Consider the following 15,248-nt stretch of genomic DNA (forward strand, 5'->3'; position numbering starts at 1 on the left):
GCCAGCGCTACGGGAATCGAAAAGGGCGGCTGCGATGGCAGCCGCCCTTTTTTGCTGGTCTGTGCGAAGTTTACTTCGTCACCTGACCGCGGATCTCGCCGCCCGGATTGGCCGCGGTGTGGATGTTGACGTAGAGCTTGCCGCCGAGCAGATCGGCGGCCTGCGCGTCGGTCAATGTCGCCGAGCCCTCGACCGGGCTGGACGTCGCATTCGGAATCGCGACCGCGACGCCGGCGTTCTTGCCGGCCTCGGCGGGTCCGTGGAAATGCGCGGCGGTGGCGGGGCCGGACAGGCCGGAATAGGTGACCTTCCAGGACAGCTTCTTGCTGGCGGCGTCGTAATCCAGATCGGCCGTTCCAGTGCCGCTGCTGGTCGTTGCGGGGACCTCGGACTTGGCGTCGAGCGTTGCTTTCAGCTTTTCGGCGCTGGCCGAACCCGCAAAAGCAACGGCGCCAAGCACTGACATGGCAATGACGATCTTGTTCATGATTTTTCTCCCTGCTGAACCCGTTTGGGCCGCCAAACTTCCAACAGCCGGCATTTCAGTTTATTCCCGTTTCAGGCCGCGGTGGGCTAAATTCTTCGTGGCTGGAGCCGCGAGGGCATCGGTCATAAGCTTCGCCGCGACGACGAAAGGACCGCATGTTGCGACGAACAACCTCCGTGGCGCTGCTCGCCGCACTCGCCGCAGCCGGCGTCTATTGGTGGCTCAGCGCGCCGGTGGTGGCGGCCGGCACCGCGCCCGCCCGCGCCCCTGATCTTGCCAATGGCCAGGTGATATTCAACGCCGGCGGCTGCGCCTCATGCCATGCCGTCCCCGACCAGCCCGATCGTCTCAGGCTCGGCGGCGGCGTTGCGATCAAGTCGCCGTTCGGAACGTTCTATGCGCCGAACATCTCGTCCGACCCGACCGACGGCATCGGCAAATGGAGCGAGGCCGAATTCGTCAACGCGGTGATGCACGGGGTCTCCCCGGACGGGCAGCATTACTTTCCGGCCTTTCCCTACACGTCCTATCAGCATGCCAGGCGCGAGGACGTGCTCGATCTCTTTGCGTACCTGAAAACGCTGCCGGCCGTTGCAGGAAAGGTGCGCGACCACGACGTGCGCTTTCCGTTCAATATAAGGCGCAACGTCGGCATCTGGAAATTCTTATTTCTGGACGGCAAGCCCTTCGTCGCCGACAGCGCGAAGTCGCCGCAGTGGAATCGCGGCGCCTATCTCGTCAACAGCTTTGGCCATTGCGCGGAGTGCCACAGCCCACGCAACGCGCTTGGCGGCATCATCGCCGGACAACGCTTCGCGGGAGGCCCGAATCCGGAAGGCGAGGGATGGGTGCCCAACATCACCCAGAAGGGCCTCGGCGAGTGGAGCGCGAAGGATATTGCCTATTTCCTGAAGACCGGCGAATTGCCCGACGGCGACAGCGTCGGCGGCGCGATGACGCGGGTGATCAAGAACACCTCGCAATTGCCGGACGACGATCTCGCGGCGATGGCGGACTATCTCAAATCGCTGCCGCCGGTGGACGGTCCGCCGCGCCCCAAGCGCAAGGAGGGCGGCGCCTGATCAGGCCCGCCCTTTTTCGGACGGTCAACTCGCGCCAAACGCCTTGAAGGTGATGATGGTGAGGGTGTCCTGGATGCCAGGCAACACCTGCACCTTCTCATTGACGAAGTGGCCGATATCGGTGTCGTTGTCGACGTAGAACTTCACCAGCAGGTCGTATTGACCGGCCGTGGAATAGATCTCGGAGGCGATCTCGGCTTCGGCAAGCGCATTGGCGACTACATAGGATTGGCCGAGCTTGCATTTGATCTGGACGAAAAAGGGAACCATCGCGGTCACTCCGAAAGCATATCTGGCGGCTAATAGGCCAAACCCGGCCGAATTTAGCAAGCGAACTTGCTGGGCCGGGGGAGGCGCGCTAGGACGGGCCATGGCTTCGAAAACGCGGAAAATCGCCCCATGACGACGCCCGTCGCGCTGACCATTGCCGGCTCCGATTCGAGCGGCGGCGCCGGCATCCAGGCCGACCTGAAGACCTTTGCTGCGCTCGGCGTTTTTGGCGCGTCCGCCATCACGGCGCTGACCGCGCAGAACACCCGCGGCGTCACCGGCATTCATGCGGTGCCCGCCGAATTCGTCACCGCGCAGATCGATGCGGTGTTTTCCGATCTCGAGGTCGGCGCGGTCAAGATCGGCATGGTAGCGCAAGCCGCCAGCATCGATGCGATCGCGGCCGCGCTGTCGCGCTGGGCGCCCCGGCATATCGTGCTCGATCCCGTGATGGTGGCGACATCGGGGGATCGCCTGCTCGCCTCCGAAGCGGTCGACGCCCTGCGCATCAAGCTGATGCCGCTGGCCTCGGTGATCACACCCAATCTGCCAGAGGCCGCGGCTCTGCTCGGCGAACCGGTCGCGGCCAGCGAGGCCGAGATCGAGAGCCAGGGGCGCCGGCTGATGGCGCTCGGCTGCCGGGCGGTCCTGATCAAGGGCGGGCACGGCGAGGGCGCCGAGAGCATCGACTATTTCGTCGATGCCAGCACCACGATCGCGCTGGCCGCGCCGCGCGTTGCCACTCGCAACACCCATGGCACCGGCTGCTCGCTGTCCTCGGCGGTCGCCGCCGGGCTCGCCAGAGGCGAGGATCTCGAGCGCGCCGTGCGCAACGCCAAGTTCTGGATCAGCGCGGCGATCGCGGCCGCCGACCGCTTCAGCGTCGGCCACGGCCACGGCCCGATCCATCACTTCCACAAATTTTACTGACGCCGCTCGCGAGCGCGCCGCCGTCAACCCATCGAGCCCATGCAGTTCCGGGTTGTTGCGGAGGGCGCTGCGACGCGATGTCGCCTGATTGTCGCATGCGACTGATATTCGCGGGGTGGGCGAGGCAAGCGCGATTCGGTTCCGAAGGTGCCTCAAAGGTTCAATTGGTCATCCCCCTGTCACGGGACATTGTTACAGGCTGGCGCATGGGAAGTTACGATGTGAGTGACGAGAGCCCGGAGCGGCGCTTTCGCACGTTGTTCATCTCCGACGTTCATCTCGGAGCCCGCGGTTCTCAAGCCGACCTTCTGCTCGACTTCCTGCGTTTCCATGATGCCGACACGATCTATCTCGTCGGCGACATCGTCGACGGCTGGGCGCTGAAATCGAGCTGGCATTGGCCGCAATCGCATAACGACCTCGTCCAGAAGCTTCTGCGCAAGGCGCGCAAGGGCGCCAAGGTCATCTACATTCCCGGCAATCACGACGAATTCCTGCGCAACTATTACGGCACTCATTTCGGCGGCATCGACGTGGTCGAGAATACCGTCCACACCGGCGCGGACGGCAAGCGCTATCTCGTCATCCACGGCGACATCTTCGACCTCGTGGTGCAGAACGCACGCTGGCTCGCCCATCTCGGCGACAAGGCCTACGACTTCGCGATCCAGCTCAATCGTTTCGTCAACTTCTTCCGGCGCATGTTCAAAGTGCCCTATTGGTCGCTGTCGCAATGGGCCAAGCAGAAGGTCAAGAATGCCGTCAACTATATCGGCGCGTTTGAGCAGGCGCTCGCCGCCGAGGCGCGGCGCCACGACGCCGACGGCGTGATCTGCGGCCATATCCATTACGCGGTGATCCGCGACGAGGGCGGCATCCGCTACATGAATTGCGGCGACTGGGTCGAGAGCTGCACGGCGCTGGTCGAGCACGACGACGGCCATTTCGAGATCATCACCTGGGCGGACCAGGCCGAGAAGCCGGCACAAGTCCCGCAGGTCGCAGCCAGAGCCGCATGACAAGGGCATCCTGATGCGCATCCTGGTCGCGACCGACGCCTGGCACCCGCAAGTCAACGGTGTGGTTCGGACGCTGACCAAGCTTAATGACGCCGCCCAGAGCCTTGGCGTCGAATTCGCGTTCCTGACGGCGCAATCGTTCCGCACCTTTGCGATGCCAAGCTATCGGGACGTGCGTCTGGCCATGCCGCGGCCGGGCAGAATCGCGAAGCTGATCGAGGAGGCGCATCCGGACAGCATCCACATCGCGACGGAGGGGCCGATCGGCCTGATGGTCCGGCGCTATTGCCGCCAGCGCAAGCTGCCCTTCACGACCAGCTTCCACACCCGCTTCCCCGAATATGTCCGTGCCCGGGTGCCGGTTCCGGAATCCCTGATCTGGCGGGCGCTGCGCCGATTCCACAGCCCCAGCCGCGCCGTGATGGCGGCAACGCCGGCGCTCGCCCGCGAGCTGACCGAGCGCGGCTTCGACAATGTCGTGCTGTGGCCTCGCGGCGTCGATACCAGCCTGTTCCACCCCCGCGCGATCGACCTCTGCCTGCCCGCGCCGGTGTTCTTGTCGGTCGGCCGGGTCGCGGTAGAGAAGAATCTCGAGGCCTTCCTCGACCTCGACCTGCCCGGCACCAAGGTGATCGTCGGCGACGGTCCGGAGCGTGTCGCGCTGGAGGAGGCCTATCCGGACGCGATCTTCCTCGGCGAAAAGCACGGTGAGGAACTGGCGGACATTTACGCTGCCGCCGATGTCTTCGTGTTTCCGAGCAAAACCGACACCTTCGGCCTGGTCCTGCTCGAAGCGCTGGCGAGCGGCCTGCCGGTCGCGGCGTTTCCGGTGAAGGGGCCCCGCGACGTGATCGGCGATGCGCCGGTCGGCGCGCTCGATCACGATCTGCGCAGCGCCTGCTTCGCCGCGCTGGACATCTCCCGGCAGGACTGTGTCGAATTCGCCTCCAACTACACCTGGGAGGCCTCGGCCCGGGCCTTTATCGACAGCATTTTGGCGGTCGGCGCGGTGCTGCCGGGCCGGAACGGGGCGGAGCCGGCGCGATTCGTCGCCTGAGAGCCCAGAATGCTCGCGCGGAGATGCCTTGCCCGCGCCTCATCCGCCGCGATAACATCAGGCATGACAGAACAGCTCCTCCCGATCGGCCCTGCCGATATCGATGCCGCAGCGCGCGTGATCGCACCCTTCGCCGTCCGTACGCCGCTGTTGTCCTTTCCCGTGCTCAACGAACGTGTCGGCGCAAAGGTCTATCTCAAGCCGGAGATGCTCCAGCGCACCGGCTCGTTCAAGTTCCGGGGTGCCTTCAACAAGGTCGCCTCGATCCCGCAGCACAAGCGCGCCGGCGGCGTGGTGGCGTTCTCCTCCGGCAATCACGCCCAGGGCGTGGCGGCGGCGGCCAAGATCCTCGACATGCAGGCGACCATCGTGATGCCCGCGGATGCGCCGTTGTCGAAGCGCGAGCGCACCAAATCCTACGGTGCCGAGGTCGTGCTGTACGACCGCGACCGCGACGACCGCGAGGCGATCTCGCGCGGCATCGCCGAGAAGCGCGGTGCGACGCTGGTCAGGCCCTATGACGATCCCTTCGTGATCGCCGGCCAAGGCACCGCCGGCCGCGAGATCGCCGAGGACATGGCGGCACTTGGTCTCGCCCCTGACATCGTGGTGGCGCCGGCCTCCGGCGGTGGTCTGATCGCGGGCGTCGCGACGGCCGTGAAGGCGCGCTATCCGCTGGCGCAAATCGTCGTCGCCGAACCCGAGGCTTTCGACGATCACGGCCTGTCGCTGACCGCAGGTCATCGCGAGCCGCACGGGCCGGCAGGCCGCACTATCTGCGATGCGCTGATGGCCCTGATCCCCGGCGAGATGACGTTCGCGATCAACAGCAAGCTGCTCGCGCGCGGCGTCACCGCCTCGGACAAGGAAGTCGGCGCGGCCGTCGCGTTTGCCTATCGCGAGCTGAAGCTCGTGGTGGAGCCGGGCGGAGCGGTCGGCCTGGCCGCGCTGCTTGCGGGGCGACTCGATGTTGCCGGCAAGAACGTCGTCATCGTGCTCTCCGGCGGCAATGTCGACGCTGATCTGTTTGCCGAGCTGGTGGCCTGATAGTCTAATCTTCTGACATGAAGAAGGGCAGAGCGTCATCGCTCTGCCCCTTTGTTGTGTGGGCCGACCGCGATCAGTGCATGAAGCCGCGGTGGTTGTTGCCGCCGTTACCGCCCGGGCTCTGGTTCATCGACTGCCGGAAGTTGTTGTTGCCGCTATTGTTGACGATCCGGTTGGTCGTGTTGAACTGCGGGCGGGTGTTGTTCTGCACCTGCACCTTGCTCACCGGGTTGTTGTTGATCTTCGCGCCGTTGTCGATGCGGATCGGGTTGTTCTGGGTCTGAACCTTGACGGGCTTCGCATCGATGGTCGTACCGCCCTTGCCGACATTCACCGGCATGCTCACGATCTTGCCAGGAGTGCCATTGGTCGTGCCATTGGTCGTGCCGTTAGCAGTACCGTTCGGCGTCTTGTTGGTCGCAGGCAGCGTCACGATCTTGCCGATGCCGCCATTGTTGTTGGTGGTGTTGGTCGGCGCGGGCAGGGTGACGATCTTGCCCGGGGTCTGCGACGGCGTGCCGTTCTGCTGGTTGGGCTGGTTGTTGCCCGCCGGCAGGTTGACGATCTGGCCGCCATTGCCGAGCTTGCCGATGCCGTTGTTGTCGCCCGACTTCTGCACGATCGGCAAATTGCCGTTCACTTGCGCGCCGCCATTACCCTGCTGCAGCGGCATGTATTTGGGCTGGCCGAGATTGCCGATCTTGAAGGTCGGGGCGATATTCTGCGGCGCCAGGAACTTGGTCGCCTGCATCAAGGGGATCTGCTTCGGCTGCATCTGGAGCTTCAGCGCGACCTGCGCATAGGGCGTGTTGCCGTAGCTGTCGTAGAAGTTCTTGTAGGCGACCGGCGAGTTCGCGAGCACCGTCTTGTGCCAGGCCTGCGTGAGCAGCAGGTTGTTGAGCAGCCAGCGGACGTGATCGCACAGCGGGTCGTGCGGATACATCGTGATGAACTCCTGATAGTACTCCGGGCGGGCTTCGGACACGACGTAGTCATAGGCCTGGCGGGTCGAGCGGCTCGGCAGGTTGGAGGCCATCTGCACCACAGGCGCATTCACCGGCGCGCGGTTGGCGGCAACGGCGGTGTCGCCGAAGAAGGTGAAGTCGGACGTCAGCGACGAGCTCTCCCACGGGATCTGCGCGCCGCTGGTAGTCTGGTTCACTTCGAGGCGCACGCGCTTGAAGAGCTGCTCGATTGGCACGTTGGGCTCGCGCGCGACGTTCAGGAAGGCCTGCGTGTAGGGGCTGTGGCCGCCGGTGCCGTCCTGCGCTTCCGCGCCCGGCGCGGTCGAGTAACCGACGATCGAACCGTTCGGGGCATCGACGATGGCCAAGCCACGGCCGGCATCATTCACGTTCGGGAACGGGTTGTTGCGGCAGGCATCGAGGATGACGATGCGCATGCGGCTCGGGATCGTCTCCAGCGTCGACATCACGTCGACCAGGCGGACGGAGTTGTTGACGAGCTCGGTCTGGCTCGAGACCTTGGCGTCGACGGGAACGAGGTAATTCTCGCCGGCGAGCTGCACGCCGTGACCGGCGTAGTAGACCATCGCCACCGTGTTCGGACCGCGCGCCGACACTTTGGCGGAGAAGTCCTGCACCACGCGAAGCATGTCGTTCTGGGTCAGGTCGGTCGCGGCGACCACTTCGAACCCGGCCGAATTCAGGAATTTCGCCATGGACTCCGCGTCATTGTCGGGGTTGGCGAGCTGCGGCGCGTTCTGGTAGTTCGAATTGCCGATCACCAGCGCCACGCGCTGTTCCGGGCCTTGCAGCGCGGTGGGGGCCGGCTCGACCGGAGCGACTTGCGCGGAAACAGGGCCGCAGGCGAAGCCGAACAGGCTTCCCAGCAGGCTGGCCGTCATCAGGAAAGGTTTTAGGCGGAACATGGCGTGCTCCTTTGGCACTGATCTCGATACGAGATTGGTTGCCCGGGAGCTTGGCCGCGTTCGAGTTTGAGGTCCGTGATCGCCATCACCATGGTAGGTTGCGTGATCTGAATCACGCTTGGAACCCGCCGGGGTGGGTGCACGATGGGAGGACAGTCGTCACATGCTGAAATCGATCGATCCGATCCTCACGCCCGACCTGCTCTGGCTGCTGGCTTCGATGGGCCATGGCGACGACCTCGTTTTCGTCGATGCCAACCACCCGGCGGCACGCATCGCGCAGAGCACGCACTCGCGGCGCCTGATCCAGTTGCCGGGCATGAGCATGGAGACCGCGATCCGCGCCATCATATCGGTCTATCCGCTCGACGATTTCGATCCCGATCCGGTGCGCGTGATGATGCCGGTCGACGATCCCGATCGCGTCCCCGACGTGCAGCGCGCGGTGCTCGCCGAGATCGAACGCGCCGCCGGCCGGCCGGTCACGCCCGGAAAACTCTCCCGGCCGGATTTTTATCGCGCGGCGGCGGCGAGCTTTGGCGTCGTGCAGGTCGGCGACAGCAGCAGTTACGGATGCTTCCTGATCAGGAAGGGTGTGATCAGCTAGAAGCGCACGATCGAACGATGCGAGACTGCGTCACGCGTGCTCGAACGGTCCGACCTCGCGGATCACCTTGCAGATCTGCAGGAAGCCGCTGGCGTAGAACTCGGCATGTCCCCGCTTCATCGTCTCGACATGTTCGGGGTGGGTGCGCCAGGCTTCGAGCGCTTCCTCCGAGGCAAAACGGAACACGGTGAGCTCCTCGCCGTCGTCGGCTTTGAACGACTTGACCGACAGAAAGCCGGGAAGACGGCTGACGATGTCGTACATGCGCTCGCCGAGTCGGTCGTGTTCGTCGACAGAGGCGCCGTCACGCAATTGCAGATCGCCAATGACAATCACTTCACCAATCATATTTCCTTGACCCTCGGTGGTGGATTTCCGTTCTCGATCTCTTCGGTTTCGGGATGGGCTTTGTTACATTGCCCACCCGAATTTGAATGGCCTGCCGGCATCCGACTGTTTATGGTCGGTCCATGTCGCGCCTTATGTGTCTATCTGTCGCTATTGTCCTGTCGCTGCTGCCGGCTGTCGCGCCGGCTGCTTCGATCCAAAAGCGTCCCAAGCAAGCCTGGCATGGCTATGGCTTCCTGCCCGGCTATCGCCAGCCGCTGAGCAACAGCATTCCGCTCTACAAGCAGAAGGAAGCGATGCGGCGGATGTCGCCTAGCGACCGGCGCCATTGGTACATCGATCCGGTCCCGCAATATTACGGCTGGGATGGTGAGTGGCGCTATTTCGGCCGGCCCGGCTTCGGCGGCGGCCGCTACAATGGCGGCAGTTTTGGGCCATGCTGGACGCGGACGCCGATCGGTGCGGTGTGGAATTGCGGATGATGGGCTGAGCGCGCGGCGGCTAAGGGAAGCTACGGACGACCTCGATCAGGCCGACGATTGCGGCATTGAAGGCATCCATGTCTTCGGCCGGAATCCAGTACTCCAGATGTGAGCGGCCGCCCGCCTCCTGCACGTCGTACTTCGCGATAAAGCTGCGCTCGACAGCAAAGCGCGTCACGAAGCCCGCGCCGCTCGCTGGCACATTCCAGTCGCGCGCGATCTTGATGGCGTAGTCTTCCGTCAAGACTGGATAGAAGATCGGCTGGTCGGGCAAGCGCGGCGGAAACGCGCGCATGCCCGTTTGCTGGATCAGTTCCAGCTCTTTCGGACCGACGGGACGCCAGAGGGTGAGGGTGTCTGCGGTTGAGGAGATGGTTGCCCCCTTACGAGAAGAACGCGATCTTCTCGGCCTGGGTCATGCGGCGGATGGGCGCCATGGGGTCGTTTGCGGCGGCGCGGGGTTTTTGCAGGATGCCGCTGGCGAGGATGGTGGCGCCGAGCGAGGCTTCCGGAACCGGCGAGGGCATCGGCAGCGTCGTGGCCTGCGCCGCGCCGAATGTCGCGGTGGCGGCCATCACCGGCGCCGGCTGCTCCATCACTTCGGCGGCGGCTTCCGCAATGGCGTTGGTGAGGCGCGCTAGCGATTCCATCGCGATCGGCGCTTCCTCTACAGGCTCCTCCACGATCGCTGCGGCGGCGACTGGCTCGGGTGCGATCGGCTCCGGTATCTCGGCTGCGATGGGCGCTGCGGCCTCCGCAACCGCCGGCTCCGTATTGGTCGCTTCCATCTCGACCGGTTCGATGATCTCGTCGAATTCCGGATCTGGCGCGGCCATCTCCAGCGCGATGGCCTCGAGGATGGCTTCGTCCTCGGCTTCGGCGGCGGCATTGAGCGAAAATTCGTCCGTCACCTCCGCGAAGGCCTCAGTGGCCGGCTCTTCAAAAGCGATGTCTTCAGGCGCGATCCGGCTCTCGGCGAGGGTCGCCTGCTCGGCAATAGAGAAGGCGTCAGCGACGCCAGCCGTCTCCACGGCTGCTTCGGGCTCGATCGCCTCTACGATGTCCTGCGGCGCCTCCGCAAAAGCCACGGCTGCTTCGCTGGCCATCGCCGCAGGCACGGCCTCCGCAGGCGGAGCTTCCGCAACGGGCGAGGGTGCCTCCTGCACCGGAGCCGGCGAGGGGCGCGCGGGCTGCGGCGTTGCGTCGGCGTCGGTCTGGTCGATCCGCTCCTTGAGCAGATCGAATGCGGCCTTGAGGTCGGCGCGGGGGTCGATGGTCAAAACCTGCGCGCAGGCCGCCTCGATGGAGGCGAGCTGCGAATCAATCAGGTCGCAGATTCGCCCGTCGGCGCCGATCTCGCGCCAGCGCCAGGAGATCTCCTTGATGATGCGCAGGCCGCGCGGGATCGGCGCGAGGCTCGCCTCGATCGCCCCGGGATCGAACGCCGCGATCGCGATCGTCTCGGCTTCGCGCATCGCGTGCCGGATCGCGACCAGCGCCTCGGGCAGGCGGTCCTCGACGACGGGTTGGCGCTGTGCCGCAAGGGTTTCTTCGATTTTCGCGACCGCCTCGAGCACCATGCGGGTATCCGCATTGCGGTTTCGCTTGGCATATTCGCCAAGGAACCAGCGGCCGCGCGCGGTCTCCATGAAGGCTTCGCGGATCGCGTCGTAATCCTGCTCGTTCGGCTCGGCCGCACGGGCAGACATAGGCGAGAGGGCGAATGCTTCGTTGGCCATGTCAATCTCGTCGCGCAAATCAGTACGCGTTACTGTAACGATCACCACGATATCGGCCGAATCGCAATTGGTTTGATGGCAGGCGAATCACAAATCCCCATCGCAGCATCTCGGAAGCGGCGATTCGCCGTCAGCCTCGCGCTGTTCTATTCGGCGGTGTTCGCGGTGTCGGGTACGCATCTGCCGTTCTTTCCGGTCTGGCTGAAGGCAATCGGCATCGACGCGGCCTGGATCGGCCTCATCAACGCGCTGCCCGCGATCACGCGCTTCACCACGCTGCCGCAGGTCACCGCCATTGCCGAAAAGCGACATGCGATTCGCGCCGGCATGATGGTGTCCGTGCTGGCCACGGCGATCGGGTTCACGGCGGTCGGCTTGCAGCAGCAGCCGCTGGCGCTGTTCCTGATCTATGCGCTGACCTGCATGATGTGGACGCCGACCATGCCGCTGACCGACGCCTATGCGCTGCGTGGCGTCGCCCGCTACGGGCTCGATTACGGGCCGGTGCGGCTGTGGGGTTCGGCAGCCTTCGCGGCCGGCTCGCTCGCCTGCGGCTATCTCGTGGACCATATCGCGGCGCGCGATCTGATCTGGATCATCGTCGCCTGGGCTGTTGTTGCGGTCGCCGCCGGCATGCTGCTTCAGCCGCTCGACGATGTCAGGCGAAGAACGACAGTGGCGCATGCCGGCAAGGCGCTGCTGCGCGATGCCGGCTTCTGGGCCATCATCGTTTCGGCCGCGCTGATCCAGGGCAGTCACGTCGCGTATTATACGTTCTCGGCCATCAACTGGCAGGCCCAGGGCCTCGGCGGGCTGACGATCGCGGGCCTCTGGACGTTGGGGGTGATCGCCGAGATCATCGTGTTCGCGCTGTCGCCGCGCTTCTCGCTGCATCCGTCCGCGCTCATGGCGATCGGAGGCGCGAGCGCGGTCGTGCGCTGGGTCGTCACCGCGCATGATCCGCCGCTCGCGCTATTGGCGATCGTGCAGCTCGGCCACGGCCTGACCTTCGGGATGACCATTCTCGGCACCATGAGCCTGTTGGTGCAGCGCGTGCCGTCGCATCAGATCGCGCGGGGGCAGGGCTACTACGCCGCGTGCAACGGCCTGCTGGGTGCGACCACCTCGATCGCGTCAGGCGCGATCTACGCCCGCATCGGCGACGGCCTGTATTACGTCATGGCGGCGATGGCCGCCGGCGGCTCGCTTCTGATCTGGTCGGCGCGGCACCGGCTGAAAGCTCAGCCCCAGAGCGACGAGTCCGGCGGATAGACCAGGCTGTCATCATAACGCAGGCCATGATCGCGGTCGTGCGCCAGCAGCAGCGGGCCGTCGAGATCGACGAAGCGCGCTTGCGGCGTCACCAGCATTGCCGGCGCCATCGACAGCGAGGTCGCGACCATGCAGCCGATCATGATCTCGAAGCCGAGCGCCTGAGCGGCATCGGCCATCGCCAGCGCTTCGGTGAGGCCGCCGGTCTTGTCGAGCTTGATGTTCACGGCGTCGTAGCGCTCGCGCAAGGCTGCGAGCGAGTTGCGGTCGTGCACGCTTTCGTCGGCGCAGACCACGAGCGGCCGCTTGATCCGCGCCAGCGCGTCGTCTTTGCCGGCGGGTAACGGTTGCTCGACCAAGGTGACGCCGACGGCCTCGCAGGCGGCAAGATTGTGCTCCAGATTGGCCTCGGTCCAGGCCTCGTTGGCATCCACGATCAACTCGGATTCGGGCGCCGCCTCGCGCACCGCCGTGATCCGCTCCGGATCGCCGTCGCCGCCGAGCTTGATCTTGAGCAGCGGCCGGTGCGCCGCTTTGGCGGTCGCCGCCGCCATGGCCTCGGGCGTGCCCAGCGAGATCGTGTAGGCCGTGGTGCGCTCGCCCGGCGCCGGGCGGTCGAGCAGGCTCCAGGCCCGCAAGCCGGCCGTCTTGGCTTCCAGATCGATCAGGGCACAATCCAGGGCATTTCGGGCGGCCCCGGGCGGCATCGCGGCTTGCAGGGCCTGACGGGTGAGGCCGCGGGCCACGGCCGCCTGCATGGCCTGGATGGCGGCAAGGGTCGCCTCGGGCGTCTCGCCATAGCGGGAATAGGGCACGCATTCGCCGCGGCCGGTCAGGCCGTCCCGGCTGACCTCTGCCACGACCGTCACGGCCTCGGTCTTGGCGCCCCGGCTGATGGTGAAACTGCCCGCGATGGGAAAGCGCTCGATTCGCGCGGCGAGGGCAGGAACTTTGCTGGAAGTCATTTTGAACTCTGGCGAAATCTGAACCTGCTGGTTACCTCTAGCAACTAAGGTTAACCAGTTGGGGATACCTTCTCTGGGTAAGGGCGCGTGCGCAACCATCTGATTTCATCCGTTTCTCGCGCCCCGGCACGGGAGCGGACATCTTGAACGGCGATCCGAAGCTGGAACGGATTGCGAAGGGCAATGCGCTGGCACTCTGCGCCACCGGAACCTGGACCGCGAGCTTCGCGCCGGTTCTGGAGCGGATGGTGGCTGACGCCGAGAAGCTCGCCGGCGGCCCGCAAAGCATCTTCATCGACGTTTCCGAGGTCTCCAAGCTCGACACCTTCGGCGCTTGGCTGATCGAGCGGCTGCGCCGCAGCCTGACGCAGGGCGCCGTCGAGGCGCAGATCGCCGGCCTCTCCGCCAATTATTCGAGCCTCGTGGACGAGGTGCGGCGGGTCAGGGCGACGCCCGTCATCGACACCAGCACGATCACCATCACCGGCATGCTGGAGCAGATCGGCCAGACCGTGGCCGGTGTTGCCGGCACGGTCGCAGGCCTGATCGACATGCTCGGCGCGGTGCTCGCGGCGGTCGCGCGCACCCTGATTCATCCGCGCTCGTTCCGCCTGACCTCGACCGTGCATCATCTCGAGCAGGTCTGCTGGCGCGCCGTGCCGATCGTGGTGCTGATCACCTTCCTGATCGGCTGCATCATCGCCCAGCAGGGCATCTTTCATTTCCGCAGGTTCGGCGCCGACCTGTTCGTCGTCGACATGCTCGGCGTGCTGGTGCTGCGCGAGATCGGCGTGCTGCTGGTCGCGATCATGGTCGCGGGCCGCTCGGGCAGCGCCTACACCGCCGAACTCGGCTCGATGAAGATGCGCGAGGAGATCGACGCGCTGCGCACCATGGGTTTCGATCCGATCGAGGTGCTGGTGCTGCCGCGCATGCTCGCGCTCGTTCTCGCGCTGCCGATCCTGGCCTTCCTCGGCGCGATGGCCGCGCTCTATGGCGGCGGCCTGGTCGCCTGGCTCTATGGGGGCGTGCAGCCGGAAGCTTTCCTGCTGCGGCTGCGCGACGCTATCTCGATCGACCATTTCATCGTTGGCATCGTCAAGGCACCTGTCATGGCCGCGGTGATCGGCATCGTCGCCTGCGTCGAGGGGCTCGCGGTGCAGGGCAGCGCGGAATCGCTCGGGCAGCACACGACGTCGTCTGTCGTGAAAGGCATTTTTTTCGTCATTGTCATGGACGGCGTGTTCGCCATCTTCTTCGCCGCGATCGGGATGTGACGATGGCTCCCGAAATTCAGAACCCGATCATTCGCGTCCGCGACATCACCGTGCAATTCGGCGCGACGCGCGTGCTCGACGGGCTGGACCTCGACGTCAGGCGCGGCGAGATTCTTGGCTTCGTCGGCCCTTCCGGCGCGGGCAAGTCCGTGCTGACACGCACGATCATCGGCCTCGTGCCCAAGGTCGCAGGCAGCATCGAGGTGTTCGGCGTCGACCTGGATGCCTCCAATACCTCGCAGCGTCGCAACGTGGAGCGGCGCTGGGGCGTGCTGTTTCAGCAGGGCGCGCTGTTCTCCTCGCTCACGGTGCGGCAGAACATCCAGTTTCCGATGCGCGAATATCTGCGAGTGTCGCAACGGCTGATGGACGAGATCACCATCGCCAAGCTCACCATGGTGGGTCTCAAGCCCGAAGTGGCCGATCGCTTTCCCTCGGAACTGTCGGGCGGCATGATCAAGCGCGTGGCCCTGGCGCGCGCGCTGTCGCTCGACCCGGATCTCGTCTTCCTGGACGAGCCGACTTCGGGCCTGGACCCGATCGGCGCCGGCGACTTCGATGAGCTGGTCAGGACGCTGCAGCGGACTTTGGGGCTGACCGTTTTCATGGTAACCCACGACCTCGATAGCCTTTACACAGCATGTGACCGCATCGCCGTTTTAGGCAACGGTAAGATCATTGCGGCAGGGTCGATCGCCGACATGCAGGCCTCGCAGCATCCCTGGCTGAGGCAATATTTCCATGGCAAGCGCGCTCGCGCGGTGATGGGCTGAGG

General features: G+C 65.1%; 17 protein-coding genes. 10 read left to right on the top strand and 7 right to left on the bottom strand.

Translation table 11 applies throughout. The features are described 5' to 3' along the window. Positions 1-70 precede the first annotated feature (70 nt). Positions 71-487: a CHRD domain-containing protein gene (locus N551_RS0109835; protein ID WP_027566840.1), complete on the bottom strand. Its 417-nt coding sequence runs from the start codon at positions 485-487 to the stop codon at positions 71-73. 155 nt (positions 488-642) lie between these two features. Between N551_RS0109835 and N551_RS0109840 the strand changes: the two genes are divergently transcribed. Next, positions 643-1,569, top strand: a complete 927-nt coding sequence (locus N551_RS0109840) for a cytochrome c (RefSeq protein WP_027566841.1) — start codon at positions 643-645, stop codon at positions 1,567-1,569. Between the two features lie 24 nt (positions 1,570-1,593). On the opposite strand, the gene N551_RS0109845 is transcribed toward N551_RS0109840, so the two are convergent. Further along, positions 1,594-1,839, bottom strand: a complete 246-nt coding sequence (locus tag N551_RS0109845; protein ID WP_007602021.1) for an Lrp/AsnC family transcriptional regulator — start codon at positions 1,837-1,839, stop codon at positions 1,594-1,596. Positions 1,840-1,968: 129 nt separating this feature from the next. Between N551_RS0109845 and thiD the strand changes: the two genes are divergently transcribed. The 4 genes from thiD (at position 1,969) to N551_RS0109865 (ending at position 5,892) form a co-directional block, all read left to right on the top strand. Further along, positions 1,969-2,769, top strand: a complete 801-nt coding sequence (gene thiD, locus N551_RS0109850; protein ID WP_027566842.1) for a bifunctional hydroxymethylpyrimidine kinase/phosphomethylpyrimidine kinase — start codon at positions 1,969-1,971, stop codon at positions 2,767-2,769. Between the two features lie 206 nt (positions 2,770-2,975). After that, a complete protein-coding gene (locus N551_RS0109855) occupies positions 2,976-3,788 on the top strand; it encodes a UDP-2,3-diacylglucosamine diphosphatase (RefSeq protein WP_007602023.1) in 813 nt (270 codons plus the stop codon). 13 nt (positions 3,789-3,801) lie between these two features. Then, complete coding sequence (locus tag N551_RS0109860) at positions 3,802-4,845, top strand: glycosyltransferase family 1 protein (RefSeq protein WP_027566843.1); 1,044 nt, start codon at positions 3,802-3,804, stop codon at positions 4,843-4,845. A gap of 63 nt (positions 4,846-4,908) precedes the next feature. Beyond that, positions 4,909-5,892, top strand: a complete 984-nt coding sequence (locus N551_RS0109865) for a threonine/serine dehydratase (protein WP_027566844.1) — start codon at positions 4,909-4,911, stop codon at positions 5,890-5,892. A 73-nt stretch (positions 5,893-5,965) separates the two neighbouring features. Here the strand turns inward: N551_RS0109865 and N551_RS0109870 are convergent, their stop codons facing one another. Then, a complete protein-coding gene (locus N551_RS0109870) occupies positions 5,966-7,783 on the bottom strand; it encodes a caspase family protein (RefSeq protein WP_027566845.1) in 1,818 nt (605 codons plus the stop codon). A gap of 163 nt (positions 7,784-7,946) precedes the next feature. Here N551_RS0109870 and N551_RS0109875 point away from each other — a divergent pair, with 163 nt between their 5' ends. After that, positions 7,947-8,390, top strand: a complete 444-nt coding sequence (locus N551_RS0109875; RefSeq protein ID WP_027566846.1) for an RbsD/FucU family protein — start codon at positions 7,947-7,949, stop codon at positions 8,388-8,390. A gap of 30 nt (positions 8,391-8,420) precedes the next feature. On the opposite strand, the gene N551_RS0109880 is transcribed toward N551_RS0109875, so the two are convergent. Further along, a complete protein-coding gene (locus N551_RS0109880) occupies positions 8,421-8,738 on the bottom strand; it encodes an antibiotic biosynthesis monooxygenase (RefSeq protein WP_027566847.1) in 318 nt (105 codons plus the stop codon). Positions 8,739-8,860: 122 nt separating this feature from the next. On the opposite strand from N551_RS0109880, the gene N551_RS0109885 reads away from it, so the two are divergent. Further along, on the top strand, positions 8,861-9,220 hold the full coding sequence (locus tag N551_RS0109885; RefSeq protein ID WP_007612410.1) for a hypothetical protein: 360 nt from the start codon (positions 8,861-8,863) through the stop codon (positions 9,218-9,220). A gap of 19 nt (positions 9,221-9,239) precedes the next feature. Here N551_RS0109885 and N551_RS0109890 read toward each other — a convergent pair whose 3' ends face one another. Together N551_RS0109890 and N551_RS0109895 are read right to left on the bottom strand one after the other, a co-directional pair. Then, a complete protein-coding gene (locus tag N551_RS0109890) occupies positions 9,240-9,533 on the bottom strand; it encodes a hypothetical protein (RefSeq protein ID WP_197031122.1) in 294 nt (97 codons plus the stop codon). Positions 9,534-9,603: 70 nt separating this feature from the next. Further along, the gene (locus N551_RS0109895; RefSeq protein ID WP_027566849.1) at positions 9,604-10,959 is read right to left on the bottom strand and encodes a hypothetical protein; all 1,356 of its coding nucleotides are present in this window, start codon (positions 10,957-10,959) and stop codon (positions 9,604-9,606) included. Positions 10,960-11,034: 75 nt separating this feature from the next. On the opposite strand from N551_RS0109895, the gene N551_RS0109900 reads away from it, so the two are divergent. Further along, positions 11,035-12,231: a major facilitator superfamily domain-containing protein 6 gene (locus N551_RS0109900; protein WP_027566850.1), complete on the top strand. Its 1,197-nt coding sequence runs from the start codon at positions 11,035-11,037 to the stop codon at positions 12,229-12,231. Here N551_RS0109900 and dgcA read toward each other — a convergent pair. Beyond that, on the bottom strand, positions 12,201-13,196 hold the full coding sequence (dgcA, locus tag N551_RS0109905; RefSeq protein ID WP_027566851.1) for an N-acetyl-D-Glu racemase DgcA: 996 nt from the start codon (positions 13,194-13,196) through the stop codon (positions 12,201-12,203). The two genes, N551_RS0109900 and dgcA, sit on opposite strands and share 31 nt — an antisense overlap. A gap of 143 nt (positions 13,197-13,339) precedes the next feature. On the opposite strand from dgcA, the gene N551_RS0109910 reads away from it, so the two are divergent. Together N551_RS0109910 and N551_RS0109915 are read left to right on the top strand one after the other, a co-directional pair. Then, entirely contained in the window at positions 13,340-14,473 is a 1,134-nt protein-coding gene (locus N551_RS0109910; RefSeq protein ID WP_027566852.1) for an ABC transporter permease, read from the top strand. A 2-nt stretch (positions 14,474-14,475) separates the two neighbouring features. Continuing rightward, positions 14,476-15,246: an ABC transporter ATP-binding protein gene (locus N551_RS0109915; RefSeq protein WP_027518968.1), complete on the top strand. Its 771-nt coding sequence runs from the start codon at positions 14,476-14,478 to the stop codon at positions 15,244-15,246. Positions 15,247-15,248 lie beyond the last annotated feature (2 nt).

The organism is Bradyrhizobium sp. URHA0013 (assembly GCF_000518345.1).
GTDB lineage: Bacteria > Pseudomonadota > Alphaproteobacteria > Rhizobiales > Xanthobacteraceae > Bradyrhizobium.